This window comes from Streptomyces sp. NPDC005811 (assembly GCF_040630405.1).
In the GTDB taxonomy this organism is placed as follows: Bacteria; Actinomycetota; Actinomycetes; order Streptomycetales; family Streptomycetaceae; genus Streptomyces.
Genome location: NZ_JBEXXK010000007.1, coordinates 70,719 through 85,768 on the forward strand (window position 1 = coordinate 70,719; position 15,050 = coordinate 85,768).

The following is a 15,050-nucleotide window of genomic DNA, read 5'->3' on the forward strand; positions in this document are numbered from 1 at the left end:
AAGCTGTTCACGCCGGACGCGCGATCAGGCCGCGACGACCTCGATGCTGACCTTGGCGGCAACCTCGGGGTGCAGACGCACGGACGTCTCGTGGGCGCCCAGGGTCTTGATCGGCGTGCCGAGCTCGATGCGGCGCTTGTCGACCTCGGGGCCACCGGCAGCCTTGATCGCCGAGGCGACGTCGGCCGGGGTGACGGAACCGAAGAGACGGCCGGCGTCGCCCGAGCGGACGGCCAGGCGGACCTTGACGCCCTCGAGCTGGGCCTTCACCTGGTTGGCCTGCTCGATGGTCTGGATCTCGTGGATCTTGCGAGCACGACGGATCTGCTCGACGTCCTTCTCGCCACCCTTGGTCCAGCGGATCGCGAACTTCCGCGGGATCAGGTAGTTACGGGCGTACCCGTCCTTGACGTCGACGACCTCGCCGGCGGCGCCGAGGCCGGAGACCTCGTGGGTGAGGATGATCTTCATGTGTCGGTCACCCTTCCCTTATCGCGCGGTGGACGTGTAGGGCAGCAGCGCCATCTCACGGCTGTTCTTGACGGCCGTGGCGACGTCACGCTGGTGCTGCGTGCAGTTGCCGGTCACGCGGCGGGCACGGATCTTGCCGCGGTCGGAAATGAACTTCCGCAGCATGTTCGTGTCCTTGTAGTCCACGTACGTGACCTTGTCCTTGCAGAAAGCGCAGACCTTCTTCTTAGGCTTGCGCACAGGCGGCTTCGCCATGGTGTTTCTCCTGTGTGATCAAGAAGTGGGGATGCGAGCCCTAGAAGGGGGGCTCGTCCGAGTAGCCGCCGCCGCTGCCACCGCTGCCGCCGGAGTTTCCACCCCAGCCACCGCCGCCGCCCTGGTTGCCACCGGCGGGAGCACCGGTCGCCCACGGGTCGTCGGCCGGCGCGCCGCCCTGCTGACCGCCGCCGGGGCCGCCGCCCCAGCCGCCGCCACCCTGGCCGCCACCGCCGCCGTAACCGCCCTGGCCACCGCGTCCGCCGCCACCGCCGCCGCCACCACTGGTCTTGGTGACCTTGGCCGTGGCGTTGCGCAGGCTGGGGCCGACTTCCTCGACGTCCAGCTCGAAGACCGTGCGCTTGACACCCTCACGGTCCTCGTAGGACCGCTGCTTCAGCCGGCCCTGCACGACGACGCGCATGCCTCGCTGGAGCGACTCGGCGACGTTCTCCGCCGCCTGACGCCAGACCGAGCAGGTCAGGAACAGGCTCTCGCCGTCCTTCCACTCGTTCGTCTGACGGTCGAAGGTGCGGGGGGTGGACGCGACACGGAACTTCGCGACCGCCGCACCCGAGGGGGTGAAGCGCAGCTCGGGGTCATCGACAAGGTTGCCGATGACCGTGATGACGGTCTCGCCTGCCATGGGGGAACCTCTCGGCGGGTTTGCTGCTGCTGGCTGCTTGTGCTGCTACTCAGAATCCCGAGATCGACTGAGCGGGAGAGCTCAGTGGGTCTCGGGACGGAGGACCTTGGTCCGGAGGACCGACTCGTTCAGGTTGAGCTGGCGGTCGAGCTCCTTGACGACCGCAGGCTCGGCCTGCAGGTCGATGACCGAGTAGATGCCCTCGGGCTTCTTCTTGATCTCGTACGAGAGACGACGACGGCCCCAGGTGTCGACCTTCTCGACCTTGCCGTTGCCCTCACGGACGACGGAGAGGAAGTTCTCGATCAGGGGGGCGACAGCGCGCTCCTCCAGATCGGGGTCGAGGATGACCATCACCTCGTAGTGACGCATGTGGAACCCACCTCCTTCGGACTCAGCGGCCACGGTCGTTCCGTGGCAGGAGGGTTGTGATGCGTACGCAACGGTATCGGCCGCCACTGACAATCGGGGGTCGGATGCCGACGTCCCCGCTCTGATCAGGGCGGAGTCCCTGGCTGTGCCTGGGCAGACACCGGTGCAGAGGGTACAGACTACCCGCACACCTGCTTCCGGTTGAAATCCGGCCGCGAGGGCAGCCAATCTGTACACATCGGGTGTGTATGGCGCTACAGTGCGCCGTCTTCCGCAGGAGGTGCCCCATGGCACAGGCATTGCGACCCAACACCGGAGTCGGATCTCTCTTCGCCACCGATGGAAAGCCCCATCCCGTCCAGGACACCCTCATGGCGGTGACCCTGGTCCTGGGAGTCGTGTCCTTCGTCACCGCGCAGTTCGACAACCTCCATCTGCTCAGCTCATGGACCGGTCTGGTGGGGATCCTGACCGGCGCGTACGGCCAGTGGATCTCCGAGACCACCCGCCAGCGCTTCGGTCTGATCCTGGGTCTCGGCGCCTCCGGCGTCGGCTTCTTCCTCGGAATGGCGCACGGCGGCCTCTTCGGCAGCCTGTGGTGACCTGACCCGGCCCGGCCGGCGCACCACCGCACCACGCACACCGTCCGCGCCGCGGGACTCGTAGGACACCTACGAACCCTGACGTAACGCCCCGGCCCCCCAACTGGCCGGGGCGAAGGTGCCGTACGCCCAGTCTGGCCCCGCGCACGGCGCAGTAGGCTTCGGCGAGAGCCGGAGCCCCTGTACCCATGGGGACACACCAGCCCGAGGAGCGCCCCGAATGAGCCTGACCCTGAGGACGATCAGCCGCGAGCAGCATCTGGCGTACATCCAGAGCCTGCCGTCGGCGAGCCACATGCAGGTGCCGGCCTGGGCCGACGTCAAGGCGGAGTGGCGGTCGGAGAACCTCGGCTGGTTCGACGAGCGGACCGGCGAACTGGTCGGCGCGGGTCTCGTCCTCTACCGGCAGCTGCCCAAGATCAAGCGCTACCTCGCCTATCTGCCCGAGGGCCCGGTCATCAACTGGTACGCGCCGAACCTGACCGAGTGGCTGGAGCCGATGCTCGCGCACCTCAAGCAGCAGGGCGCGTTCTCGGTGAAGATGGGCCCGCCGGTGATCATCCGGCGCTGGGAGGCCACGTCCATCAAGGCGGGCATCCAGAACCCGGACGTGAAGCGGCTGCGCGACATCGAGGCGGACTTCATCGAGCCGCGCGCCTTCGAGGTGGCCGACAAGCTGCGCCGGATGGGCTGGCAGCAGGGCGAGGACGGCGGCGCCGGCTTCGGCGACGTCCAGCCGCGCTACGTCTACCAGGTGCCGCTGGCGAACCGCTCCCTCGAAGAGGTCCACAAGAACTTCAACCAGCTGTGGCGCCGCAACATCAAGAAGGCCGAGAAGGCCGGGGTCGAGGTCGTCCAGGGCGGCTACCACGACCTCGAGGAGTGGCAGCGGCTGTACGAGATCACGGCCGTGCGCGACCACTTCCGGCCGCGCCCGCTGTCGTACTTCCAGCGCATGTGGACGGCCCTCAACAGCGAGGACCCCAACCGCATGCGGCTGTACTTCGCCCGCCACGAGGGGGTGAACCTGTCGGCGGCGACGATGCTGATCGTCGGCGGCCACGTCTGGTACTCCTACGGCGCCTCGGACAACATCGGCCGTGAGTTCCGCCCGTCCAACGCCATGCAGTGGCGGATGCTGCGCGACGCCTACGCGCTCGGCGCCACCGTCTACGACCTGCGCGGCATCTCCGACTCGCTGGACGAGACCGACCACCTCTTCGGCCTGATCCAGTTCAAGGTCGGCACGGGCGGCCAGGCGGCCGAGTACCTCGGCGAGTGGGACTTCCCGCTGAACAAGCTGCTCCACAAGGCGCTCGACATCTACATGTCGCGCCGCTGACGTCCCACCCCACCCCTTCCCAGCCACCAGAAAGGTCCCAGGTCCGGCCATGGCGCTCACGCTCTACGTCGACACCGCGCGCTGGCGGGCGCACCACAAGCACGTGCAGGAGCAGTTCCCGGGGCTCGTCCCGGTCTGCAAGGGCAACGGCTACGGCTTCGGACACGAGCGGCTGGCGGAGGAGGCCACCCGGCTGGGCTCGGACATCCTCGCCGTCGGCACGACGTACGAGGCCGCGCGCATCAAGGACTTCTTCAGCGGCGACCTGCTGGTGCTGACGCCGTACCGGCGCGGCGAGGAGCCCGTTCCGCTGCCCGACCGGGTGGTGCGCTCGGTGTCGTCGGTGGACGGTGTGTACGGCCTCGTGGGCGCGCGGGTGGTCATCGAGGTGATGTCCTCGATGAAGCGGCACGGCATCAGCGAGCAGGACCTGTCGCAGCTGCACTCCGCGATCGAGAACGTCCGGCTGGAGGGTTTCGCCATCCATCTGCCGCTGGACCGCACCGACGGCTCCGACGCCGTCGAGGAGGTCATCGGCTGGATGGACCGGCTGCGCGCGGCCCGGCTGCCGCTGCACACCATGTTCGTCAGCCACCTGAAGGCCGATGAGCTGATCCGGTTGCAGCAGCAGTTCCCGCAGACCCGGTTCCGCGCCCGGATCGGCACCCGGCTGTGGCTGGGGGACCACGACGCCACGGAGTACCGCGGGGCGGTCCTGGACGTCACGCGCGTCGCCAAGGGCGACCGCTTCGGCTACCGCCAGCAGAAGGCGGCCTCGGACGGCTTCCTGGTGGTCGTGGCGGGCGGTACCTCGCACGGAGTGGGCCTGGAGGCCCCCAAGGCCCTGCACGGCGTCATGCCGCGCGCCAAGGGCGTCGCCCGGGCCGGCCTCGCCACGGTGAACCGGAACCTCTCCCCGTTCGTCTGGGGCGGCAAGCAGCGCTGGTTCGCCGAGCCGCCGCACATGCAGGTGTCGATCCTGTTCGTCCCCTCGGACGCCCCGGAGCCCACGGTCGGCGACGAGCTGGTGGCCCATCTGCGCCACACCACGACCCAGTTCGACCGGCTCATGGACCGCTGAGCGGACCGGAACGCCATCCGGAACACCATCCGGGAAACCGCCCGGAGTACCTCCCGGAGCACCGAAGAGGCCGTACACGATCGCCGTGTACGGCCTCTTTCACGCTGGTAGGGAGCCCCTGTTCGCTCAGAGCGAACCGTCGGCGGTGCCCTGCCTGCCCCACTCCACCTCGTGCTGGGTGCCCCAGTCGACCTGCGGCCCGTCGGCGTGGGAGGCGTGCCGGGGCGGGTGCGCCGCGGCTCCGAGGACGAAGACGTCCTCCGCCCCGTCGAGCACCCCGCCCGAGGGGTCGTCGTCGCCGTTCTGGCGCACCACGTCCCGCTCCGGCATCAGGATGTCGCGGACGACCACGGCGCACAGGTAGAGCGTCCCCAGCAGATGCACCCCGATGGCCCAGTGGTAGCCGTCGGTCGGGAGTCCCTTGTGGGCGTCTCCGCTGGTGGTGTAGGCGAGGTAGAACCAGATGCCCAGGAAGTACGCGACCTCGCAGGCCTGCCAGATCAGGAAGTCCCGCCACTTCGGCCGGGCCAGCACGGCCAGCGGCACCAGCCACAGGACGTACTGCGGCGAGTAGACCTTGTTGGTGACGATGAAGGCCGCCACCACCAGGAAGGCGAGCTGTGCGAACCGGGGGCGGCGGGGCGCGGCGAGCGTCAGCCAGGCGATGCCCGCGAAGCACACCACCACCAGCACGGTGGCAAGGGTGTTCACGCTGTCGGTGGCGAGGGGGTCGCTGGAGTTCTGCGCCAGGATCAGCCAGAAGGAACCGAAGTCGACGCCGCGCTCCTGGCTGAACCGGTAGAACTTCGACCAGCCCTCGAAGGCGAAGAGCATCACCGGCAGGTTGACCACCAGCCAGGCGACGGCCGCGCCGCCGAAGGCCTTGCCGTAGTCCCGCCACTTCCCCGCGCGCCAGCAGAGCACGAACAGCGGTCCGAGAAGGAACACCGGATAGAGCTTGGCGGCCGTGGCGAGCCCCAGGAGGACACCGAAGGCGAGCGAGCGTCCCCGCGACCACATCATCATCGCCGCGGCCGTCAGGGCGACGGCCAGCAGGTCCCAGTTGATGGTGGCGGTCAGCGCGAAGGCGGGCGCCAGGGCCACCAGCAGGCCGTCCCAGGGGCGCCGGGCGTGCGTACGGCTCACGCAGACGGCGATGACGGCCGCGCAGGCCATCAGCATCCCCGCGTTGACCATCCAGTACCACTGTTCCTGGTGCTGGATGCTGCCGCTGCCCGGAGTCAGCCAGGCGGCGACCTCCATGAACACACCGGTCAGGACCGGGTACTCGAGATAGTCCATGTCGCCGGGGAGCTTGTCGAAGTACGGCACCAGCCCATCGGCGAAACCACGCCCCTGGTAGAGGTGCGGGATGTCCGAGTAGCAGGCGTGGGTGTACTGCGTGCTGGCGCCGAAGAACCAGCCCCCGTCATAGCAGGGCAGCTTCTGGACCAGGCCCAGGACGAACATCCCGATCGCCACGAGTGCGACGACCCGTACGGGCGTCCACCAGGACGTCCCGATCAGGGCTCGCTGTCCTAGGGGGCCGCCGATCAGCTCGCTGCCGGCCGAGGCCACCTTGTCGTTCCTGGTCGGCTGCACCGGCTCCGGCTCGTGCACGCGCGTGGGCGTCGATTCTGCACTGGGCATGGGGCACATCCTGCCGTACCCAGTTAGGAAAAAGCCGAGAGCCGCCCCACCAGGTTCGGTGGGGCGGCTCTCGTTTCACGTGGAACATCCACATGTTTCACGTGAAACACCCGAGCTGGGCATAAGGGCGGCTACCCGTCCGCCCCTGAGAAGAGGCCTCCGTTCTGATTGCCTCTGGTGCTGTCCGTCTCGGTCGCGGTCGGTGTCGGTGAGGAGCCCCCGTCCGAGCCACCGTTGTTGTTGCCGTTGTCCGTGCCGCCGTTGTTGCACTGGAAGAAGTTGTTGCAGGTCTCCGTCGCGCTGGGCGAAGGCTCGATCTGCGTCTCCGTGGCGGTCGGCGTCGGGGACGGCTCCGGGTCCTCGGTCTCGGTGACCGTGGGGGTCGGCGTCGCCGACGGCTCCGCGTTCACGACCTCACCGATGGGCTCGGGCTCCGGGAAGTCCTTCACCGGGGTGCCCTCCAGCGCGTCCGCCATGTAGTCGTGCCAGATCTGCGCCGGGAACGAGGCACCGTGGATCTTCTTCTGGCCACCCGTTCCGAACATCTCCAGGAACGTGCGGTTCTTGTTCTTCTCGTCGTCGTCGAGCCGGAACATGCTGACCGCGGTCGACAGCTGCGGGGTGTAGCCCACGAACCAGGCCGACTTGTTGCCGTCGGTGGTACCGGTCTTGCCGGCCACCTCACGGCCGGGCAGCTGGGCATTGGTGCCGGTGCCCCGCTCGACCACGGTCTTCAGGACGTCCGTGACGTTGTCGGCGACCTTCGAGGTGAAGGCCTCCTCGGACACGACCTTGTGCGTGTAGATCTGGCCGTCCTCACTGGTGACCTTCTCCACGGAGTACGGGTCACGCTGCTTGCCGCTCGCGGCGAAGGTGGCGTACGAGCCCGCCATCCGGATCGCGCTCGGGTCGGAGATACCGATCGAGAACGACGGGAAGGTGGTGCCGGCGAGGCTGCTCTCCCGCAGGCCCGCGCTGATGGCGGAGTCCTTGACCTTGTCCAGACCGACGTCCATGCCGAGCTGCACGAAGGCCGAGTTCACCGACTCGCGCATGGCCTCGCGCAGGTCGATCTTGAAGTCGGGCGCAGTGCCGTACGACTCGTTGCCGTCATTGGTCTGGAGCCACTCCTCGCCCTTCTCGTTCTTCCAGACCGTGCGGTTGTAGTCCTCGATCTTCAGCTTGTTCTTGCCGCTGAACAGGCTCTCCGGGGAGACGATGGTGCGCTCGTCCTGCGCCTGCGAGGAGCCCAGGTCGGGATCCCGCACACCCCAGGTCATCGCGGCCGCCAGCACGAACGGCTTGAAGGTCGAACCGACCTGGGCACCGGTTTCGTCGGCGTTGTCGGTGAAGTGCTTGGTGGCGTCCTCACCGCCGTAGATGGCCCGGATGGCGCCGGTGTCCGGCTCCACGGACGCCCCGCCGAACTGGACGTGGGTGTCGGTGTCCGGGCGTTCCTTCGGCTTGATGTTGGCCTTCTGGACCTTGGTCACCGCGTCCTCGAGCTGCTGGACCTTCTTCTTGTCGAAGGTCGTGTAGATCGAGTAGCCGCCCTGCTGGAGCAGGTTCTGGGTGATCCCGGTCTCCTTGCTGTGGGTGACCAGGTAGCCGTTGGCGAGGTCGACGAGGTAGCCGATCTGACCGCTGAGCTGGGTGTTCGACCGCGGGTTCTTCCACGCGGGAAGCTTGGTGTACTTGGCGCGGACCGAGGCGTCGAGGTGGCCGTACTCGACCATCTTGTCCAGGGTGTCCTGCATCTGGAGCGTGGCCCGCCGGGTGTTCTTCTCGGGCGTGGCGCCCACGGGGTCGATCGAGGTCGCGCCCGCCGGGTCGTAGTACGTGGCGCCCTTGAGCATGGCGGCCAGGAAGGCGCACTCACCCGGGTTGAGCTTGATCGCGTCCTTGTTGAAGTAGGCGCGGGCGGCGGCCTGGATCCCGTACGCGTTGCGTCCGTAGTACGCGGAGTTCAGGTAGCCGGCCATGATCGTGTCCTTGTCGACCTCGGCGCCCACCTTTATCGACACGAAGATCTCCTTGAACTTGCGGGAGATCGTCTGCGACTGGTCGTTCAGCATCGCGTTCTTGACGTACTGCTGGGTGATGGTCGAACCACCCTGCGTCTGGCCGCCCCGGGCCATGTTGAACAGGGCCCGGGCGATGCCCTTGGGGTCGATGCCGCTGTCGTCGTAGAAGGTCTTGTTCTCCTGCGAGATCACCGCGTAGCGCATTTCCTGCGGGATCTGCGAGAGCGAGATGGTCTGACGGTTCGTCTCACCACCGGTGGCCACCATCTGGGAGCCGTCTTTCCAGTAGTAGACGTTGTTCTGGGCGGTCGCCGTCTTGTCGACGTCGGGCACGCCCACCATGGCGTAGCCGATGCCGGCCACGGCCACCATGCCGCCGACGAAGCCGATGAACAGACCGGCGACGAGCTTCCAGGACGGAATCCAGCGCTGCCAGCCGTACCTGTCGGCGCGCGGATAGTCGATCAGGCGCTTTCTGCCGGGCGCCGAGCGGCCTCTGCCCCGGCCGGGCCCGTGCGGGCCGCCGAAGTGGTCTCCCGCGGGCTCGGCCCCTCTGCGCCGGCCACCGGGCGGCCGCTGGGTGGCACGCCGGGCCTCGGCACGGCTGCCGTACGACTCCTCCGGGCTTCCCGACACCTGGCCCAACCCGTAGTCGGAAGGAGATCCGGTGGCGCCTCGCGGTGCGCGGCGGCCGGAGGACGGCCCGGACTGGCCACGTCGGGCCGCGGCACGTCCGCCTCCCTGCGGCTGCGGCGGTTTGCGACGGTGCTCGCTCATCGAACGATTACTCCTAGGGCAGGCGCATCCGTGCGCGCCTGAAAAGGGCGGCTGGTTTCCTGTCCCCCCGAAGTACGGATGCGGTCGGCTGCGCATTCACCCGTACGGCACCAGGGGCCTCGACGCCCCCCGGCGTCCCTCGGGTCCCGGTGGTCTGCATGGCGCACAGACTACGCACCGTCAAAACCCGCCCAGTCCCAAGGTTCACCTCATACCGGACAAGTCAGCTGCGAAGAAACGGTGATGTGATCCCGTTCACCACCGTCCCTCTTGTCGCATCCGGAAGGCCGTTCTATCGTCGTGATGTATCGAGTCGATACATCGGAGCGAGATAAACGCGCTGAGGGCGAGAGGAGGCGACGGTGAGCCGACGTTCGGGCATCCTCGAGTTCGCCGTGCTCGGCCTGCTCCGCGAATCCCCGATGCACGGCTATGAGCTGCGCAAACGACTCAATACATCACTGGGAGTGTTCCGTGCCTTCAGCTACGGGACGCTGTACCCCTGCCTCAAGACGCTGGTCGCCAACGGCTGGTTGATCGAGGAACCGGGGAACACCCCCGAGGACGCCCTCGCCGCACCACTCGCCGGACGTCGCGCCAAGATCGTCTACCGGTTGACGGCCGAAGGTAAGGAACACTTCGAGGACCTGCTCTCGCAGACGGGCCCCGACGCGTATGAGGACGAGCACTTCGCCGCCCGTTTCGCCTTCTTCGGGCAGACGTCGCGCGATGTGCGCATGCGCGTCCTGGAGGGCCGCCGCAGCCGGCTGGAGGAGCGTCTGGAGAAGATGCGCGCCTCGCTGGCACGCACGCGGGAGCGCCTCGACGACTACACGCTTGAGCTCCAGCGCCACGGGATGGAGTCCGTGGAGCGCGAAGTGCGCTGGCTGAACGAGCTCATCGAGAGCGAGCGGGCCGGACGGGACCTGAAGGGTTCCGCCTCCGGGGAGTCCGCTCAGCAGAACACCACTGGAGCGCCGGGCGTCCTGCCCCGTCCCGGGGACACCCCCGGGACGGATACGCCCGGCGACACCACCCCGTGAGCGCCCAGCCAGGGCCTCACTCGTACACACAGGGAGCAACCGGAATGGGTTCGGTTCGCGTAGCCATCGTCGGTGTGGGCAACTGCGCCGCATCGCTGGTGCAGGGCGTCGAGTACTACAAGGACGCCGACCCGGCGGCCAAGGTCCCGGGCCTGATGCACGTCCAGTTCGGCGACTACCACGTCCGTGACGTCGAGTTCGTCGCCGCGTTCGACGTGGACGCCAAGAAGGTCGGCCTGGACCTCTCGGACGCCATCGGCGCGTCCGAGAACAACACCATCAAGATCTGCGACGTACCCAACACTGGTGTGAAGGTGCGGCGTGGCCACACCCTCGACGGTCTCGGCAAGTACTACCGCCAGACCATCGAGGAGTCCGAGGCCGAGCCGGTCGACGTCGTGAAGATCCTCAAGAAGAAGCAGGTCGACGTCCTCGTCTGCTACCTGCCCGTCGGCTCCGAGGAAGCGGCGAAGTTCTACGCCCAGTGCGCCATCGACGCCAAGGTCGCCTTCGTCAACGCCCTCCCGGTCTTCATCGCCGGCACCAAGGAGTGGGCGGACAAGTTCACCGCGGCGGGCGTGCCGATCGTCGGTGACGACATCAAGTCCCAGGTCGGCGCCACCATCACGCACCGCGTCATGGCGAAGCTGTTCGAGGACCGCGGTGTCGTCCTGGAGCGCACCATGCAGCTGAACGTCGGCGGCAACATGGACTTCAAGAACATGCTCGAGCGCGACCGCCTGGAGTCCAAGAAGATCTCCAAGACCCAGGCCGTCACCTCCCAGATCCCCGACCGGGAGCTCGGCGAGAAGAACGTCCACATCGGCCCGTCCGACTACGTGGCGTGGCTCGACGACCGCAAGTGGGCCTACGTCCGTCTCGAGGGCCGCGCCTTCGGTGACGTCCCGCTGAACCTGGAGTACAAGCTCGAGGTCTGGGACTCCCCGAACTCCGCGGGTGTCATCATCGACGCCCTGCGCGCCGCGAAGATCGCCAAGGACCGCGGCATCGGCGGCCCGATCCTGTCGGCGTCCAGCTACTTCATGAAGTCCCCGCCGGTCCAGTACTTCGACGACGAGGCCCGTGAGAACGTCGAGAAGTTCATCCGCGGCGAGGTCGAGCGCTAGCTCGACGCCGGGGCGCGCCCCGGCGCGCCACCCGCTGAAAATTCGCTCCTGCCAGGGCTGAGAGGGTCCCCGGGTCGTATGACCCGGGGACCTTCCCCGTATGTGAGGCTGGGCCCCATGGCCGTCGTCCGTGATCTGCGCGTCCTGCTGCGCCTCGGCGCCTTCCGGCGCCTGCTCGCCGTACGGCTGCTGTCCCAGTGCGCCGACGGCGTCTACCAGGTCGCGCTCGCCACCTACGTCGTGTTCTCCCCGGAGAAACAGACCTCGGCCGCGGCGATCGCCTCCGCGATGGCCGTCCTGCTGCTGCCCTACTCCCTCGTCGGCCCCTTCGCCGGCGTCCTGCTGGACCGCTGGCGGCGCCGGCAGATCCTGCTCTACGGCAATCTGCTGCGCGCCCTGCTGGCCTCGGCGACGGCCGTCCTGATGCTCAGCCACGTCCCCGACTGGCTCTTCTACGTCTCCGCGCTGTGCGTCACCGCCGTCAACCGGTTCGTCCTCGCGGGCCTCTCGGCCGCGCTGCCGCGGGTGGTCGACGCCGAACGCCTCGTCATCGCGAACTCCCTCTCCCCGACGGCCGGAACACTGGCCGCGGTCGCGGGCGGCGGTCTCGCCTTCGTCGTACGCCTGGCGATCGCGGACACCGATGCCGCGGTGGTCCTGCTCGGCAGCGCGCTGTACCTGTGCTCGGCGCTGATGTCCCTGACCATGGCCGCGGATCTGCTCGGGCCCGAACGCGGCCTGGTGCCGGCCGGCTGGGCGAGCGCCGTCCGGGGCACGGCCCGCGGACTCGCCTCCGGGGTACGCCATCTGACGGAGCCGCAGCGCAGGGAGGCCGCCTGGGCGCTCGGCGCGATCACCCTGATGCGGTTCTGCTACGGCGCCCTGACGGTCATGGTGTTGATGCTGTGCCGGTACGCCTGGTCCACCGACACGGACAAGGGGCTGGCGCTGCTCGGTGTGGCCGTGGCCATCTCCGGCATCGGCTTCTTCGTCGCGGCCGTGGTGACCCCGACGGCGGCCGGACGGCTGGGCCCCGGCCGCTGGATCGTCGTCTGTTCGGCCGCGGCCGCCGTGCTGGAGCTCGCCCTGATGCTGCCCTTCACCCAAGCCACCACGTTCGTCGCGGCGTTCGTGCTCGGACTGGTCACCCAGGGCGCGAAGATCGCCACCGACACCATCGTGCAGTCGTCCGTGGCGGACGGCTTCCGTGGCCGGATCTTCTCCCTCTACGACGTCCTGTTCAACGTCGCCTTCGTCGGCGCCGCCGGAGTGGCCGCCCTGATGCTGCCGCCTGACGGCCGCTCAGCGGCGCTGGTGGTAACGGTCGCCGTTATCTACGGGGCAATTGCTGCGGCTATGACCCGCTTTGAACGCCAGTAAGTGTCACATCAAAGACACAGAGTCCCTCGGTGGTCGGGCGCTGTCAGTGGTGGCCGGTACTTTACGTGAGTCTTATTTGGCGCCATGCGCACGCATGTTCCAGCGCACCCATGTTCTAGGGGGACCCAGCATGACCACTCCGCCGCCTCCACAGGGCCAGAACCCGTACGCCCAGCCCACCGCGCCCATGGGGCAGCAGCCCGGTCAGCCGGGAGTCCCGCCGCAGCAGCCGTACGCCCCGTTCCCGAACCAGGGCGGCGCTCCGGTTCCCCCGCCGCCCGCGCCGGCCGGCAAGCGCATGGGCAAGAAGGCGATACGGATCGTCGGTGCGATCGTCGTCGCCGTCATCATCGGCATCCTCAAGTTCGGCGCGGGCTGGTTCCTGACGCGTGACGACGCGGAGACGACCTCGGTCGGCTCGTGCATGCACAACGAGGGCACGGACTCCAACGCGGACCTCAACGAGGTCGACTGCTCGGACAGCAAGGCCCAGTACAAGGTCGTCCAGAAGTTCGACGGCTCCAGTGACGACAGCAAGTGCGAGGCCGTCACCGACGCGACGATCTCCTACGTCCAGTACGGCGGCGGCCACGACGTGGTTCTCTGCCTGAAGGAAGTCAAGTAGCGGTAGCGACCGCCACGACTGAGGCCGGTGTTTCACGTGAAACACCGGCCTCAGTGCGTTCGGGGGCTGACCGAGGTCAGGGATCAGGGCGGTGTTTCACGTGAAACATCGCCCCGGCTCCCGGCCTCAGCTCTGCACGGTCCACCACTCCTTGAGCGCCGAGACCGCCGCGTCGTACTCCATCGGCCCGTTCTCCAGGCGCAGCTCCAGCAGGAACGTGTACGCCTGGCCGATGACCGGGCCGGGGCCGACGCCGAGGATCTCCATGATCTGGTTGCCGTCCAGGTCGGGGCGGATCGCGTCGAGCTCCTCCTGCTCCTGGAGCTGGGCGATGCGCTCCTCCAGGCCGTCGTAGGCCCGGGAGAGAGCCGTGGCCCTGCGCTTGTTGCGGGTCGTGCAGTCCGACCGGGTCAGCTTGTGCAGGCGGTCGAGCAGCGGTCCCGCGTCCCGGACGTACCGGCGGACCGCGGAGTCGGTCCACTCCCCGGTGCCGTACCCGTGGAAGCGCAGATGCAGCTCGACCAGCCGCGAGACGTCCTTCACCAGGTCGTTGGAGTACTTGAGCGCGGTCATGCGCTTCTTGGTCATCTTCGCCCCGACCACCTCGTGGTGGTGGAACGAGACCCGGCCGTCCTTCTCGAACCGCCGGGTACGCGGCTTGCCGATGTCGTGCAGCAGCGCGGCGAGCCTGAGGGTGAGGTCGGGGCTGTTCTCCTCCAGCGCGATCGCCTGCTCCAGCACGATCAGCGTGTGGTCGTAGACGTCCTTGTGCCGGTGGTGCTCGTCGCGCTCCAGCCGCAGGGCGGGCAGCTCCGGCAGGACATGGCCGGCGAGTCCGGTGTCGACCAGCAGCCTCAGGCCCTTGCGCGGGTGGGCGGAGAGGATCAGCTTGTTCAGCTCGTCCCGCACCCGCTCCGCGGAGACGATGTCGAGGCGCCCGGACATCTCCTTCATCGCCGTGACGACCTCGGGGGCGACCTCGAAGTCGAGCTGAGCGGCGAACCGGGCGGCACGCATCATCCGCAGCGGGTCGTCCGAGAAGGACTCCTCCGGTGTACCAGGGGTGCGCAGCACCCGGGCGGCGAGGTCGGCACGGCCGTTGTGCGGGTCGATGAACTCCTTCTGCGGGAGCGCCACCGCCATCGCGTTCACCGTGAAGTCACGCCGGACGAGATCCTGCTCGATGGAGTCGCCGTAGGACACCTCGGGCTTGCGCGAGGTGCGGTCGTACGCCTCGGAGCGGTACGTCGTCACCTCGATCTGGTAGCCGTCCTTCTGCGCCCCGACGGTGCCGAAGGCGATCCCGACCTCCCACACCGCGTCCGCCCAGGGCCGCACGATCTTCAGGACGTCCTCGGGGCGGGCGTCCGTGGTGAAGTCGAGGTCGTTGCCGAGCCGGCCGAGCAGCGCGTCCCGGACCGAGCCGCCGACCAGGGCGAGGGAGAACCCGGCCTCCTGGAAGCGGCGGGCGAGGTCGTCGGCGACAGGCGCGACCCGCAGCAGCTCGCTCACGGCGCTGTGCTGCGCCTGGCTCAGGGCGCTGGGGGTGTCTTCGTTGGCGTTCGGCACAACAGGAAAGGGTACGTGGCCCGGCCGACCCGGGGCGCCCCGATTACCGCCGGGGAACACACCGTCCCATAGCACTGGAAGGCCAT

Annotated in this window: 14 protein-coding genes; 7 read left to right on the forward strand and 7 right to left on the reverse strand. The window is 68.3% G+C overall.

What is annotated here, in order from left to right; all coding sequences use genetic code 11:
• Positions 1 to 24: 24 nt before the first annotated feature.
• The 4 genes from rplI to rpsF all read right to left on the reverse strand — a co-directional run bounded on the left by rplI (position 25) and on the right by rpsF (position 1,744).
• Positions 25 to 471 carry a 50S ribosomal protein L9 gene (rplI, locus tag ABZ490_RS09775; protein WP_358986978.1) on the reverse strand — a complete coding sequence of 149 codons (447 nt, stop codon included), beginning with the start codon at positions 469 to 471 and terminating at the stop codon, positions 25 to 27.
• A gap of 18 nt (positions 472 to 489) precedes the next feature.
• Positions 490 to 726 carry a 30S ribosomal protein S18 gene (gene rpsR, locus ABZ490_RS09780; protein WP_003949403.1) on the reverse strand — a complete coding sequence of 79 codons (237 nt, stop codon included), beginning with the start codon at positions 724 to 726 and terminating at the stop codon, positions 490 to 492.
• A gap of 40 nt (positions 727 to 766) precedes the next feature.
• Positions 767 to 1,372: a single-stranded DNA-binding protein gene (locus ABZ490_RS09785; RefSeq protein ID WP_358986981.1), complete on the reverse strand. Its 606-nt coding sequence runs from the start codon at positions 1,370 to 1,372 to the stop codon at positions 767 to 769.
• An 81-nt stretch (positions 1,373 to 1,453) separates the two neighbouring features.
• On the reverse strand, positions 1,454 to 1,744 hold the full coding sequence (gene rpsF, locus ABZ490_RS09790) for a 30S ribosomal protein S6 (RefSeq protein WP_007383258.1): 291 nt from the start codon (positions 1,742 to 1,744) through the stop codon (positions 1,454 to 1,456).
• Positions 1,745 to 2,031: 287 nt separating this feature from the next.
• Here rpsF and ABZ490_RS09795 point away from each other — a divergent pair, with 287 nt between their 5' ends.
• From ABZ490_RS09795 to ABZ490_RS09805, 3 genes are all read left to right on the forward strand, one after another.
• Entirely contained in the window at positions 2,032 to 2,346 is a 315-nt protein-coding gene (locus ABZ490_RS09795; RefSeq protein ID WP_067255432.1) for a hypothetical protein, read from the forward strand.
• A 220-nt stretch (positions 2,347 to 2,566) separates the two neighbouring features.
• A complete protein-coding gene (gene femX, locus ABZ490_RS09800) occupies positions 2,567 to 3,688 on the forward strand; it encodes a peptidoglycan bridge formation glycyltransferase FemX (RefSeq protein WP_340377688.1) in 1,122 nt (373 codons plus the stop codon).
• Between the two features lie 49 nt (positions 3,689 to 3,737).
• Positions 3,738 to 4,769 (forward strand): alanine racemase, encoded by a 1,032-nt coding sequence (locus tag ABZ490_RS09805; protein WP_358986986.1) that lies wholly within the window; start codon positions 3,738 to 3,740, stop codon positions 4,767 to 4,769.
• A 126-nt stretch (positions 4,770 to 4,895) separates the two neighbouring features.
• Here the strand turns inward: ABZ490_RS09805 and ABZ490_RS09810 are convergent, their stop codons facing one another.
• Complete coding sequence (locus tag ABZ490_RS09810; RefSeq protein ID WP_358986989.1) at positions 4,896 to 6,419, reverse strand: glycosyltransferase 87 family protein; 1,524 nt, start codon at positions 6,417 to 6,419, stop codon at positions 4,896 to 4,898.
• Positions 6,420 to 6,550: 131 nt separating this feature from the next.
• Positions 6,551 to 9,220 (reverse strand): transglycosylase domain-containing protein, encoded by a 2,670-nt coding sequence (locus ABZ490_RS09815; protein ID WP_358986992.1) that lies wholly within the window; start codon positions 9,218 to 9,220, stop codon positions 6,551 to 6,553.
• 362 nt (positions 9,221 to 9,582) lie between these two features.
• On the opposite strand from ABZ490_RS09815, the gene ABZ490_RS09820 reads away from it, so the two are divergent.
• The 4 genes from ABZ490_RS09820 (at position 9,583) to ABZ490_RS09835 (ending at position 13,395) form a co-directional block, all read left to right on the forward strand.
• Positions 9,583 to 10,263: a helix-turn-helix transcriptional regulator gene (locus ABZ490_RS09820; protein WP_358986994.1), complete on the forward strand. Its 681-nt coding sequence runs from the start codon at positions 9,583 to 9,585 to the stop codon at positions 10,261 to 10,263.
• A 44-nt stretch (positions 10,264 to 10,307) separates the two neighbouring features.
• Complete coding sequence (locus tag ABZ490_RS09825; RefSeq protein ID WP_358986997.1) at positions 10,308 to 11,390, forward strand: inositol-3-phosphate synthase; 1,083 nt, start codon at positions 10,308 to 10,310, stop codon at positions 11,388 to 11,390.
• A gap of 117 nt (positions 11,391 to 11,507) precedes the next feature.
• On the forward strand, positions 11,508 to 12,770 hold the full coding sequence (locus ABZ490_RS09830) for an MFS transporter (protein WP_358987000.1): 1,263 nt from the start codon (positions 11,508 to 11,510) through the stop codon (positions 12,768 to 12,770).
• Positions 12,771 to 12,900: 130 nt separating this feature from the next.
• A complete protein-coding gene (locus ABZ490_RS09835) occupies positions 12,901 to 13,395 on the forward strand; it encodes a hypothetical protein (RefSeq protein WP_358987003.1) in 495 nt (164 codons plus the stop codon).
• Positions 13,396 to 13,521: 126 nt separating this feature from the next.
• Here the strand turns inward: ABZ490_RS09835 and ABZ490_RS09840 are convergent, their stop codons facing one another.
• Positions 13,522 to 14,964 (reverse strand): CCA tRNA nucleotidyltransferase, encoded by a 1,443-nt coding sequence (locus tag ABZ490_RS09840; protein WP_358987006.1) that lies wholly within the window; start codon positions 14,962 to 14,964, stop codon positions 13,522 to 13,524.
• Between the last annotated feature and the right edge of the window lie 86 nt (positions 14,965 to 15,050).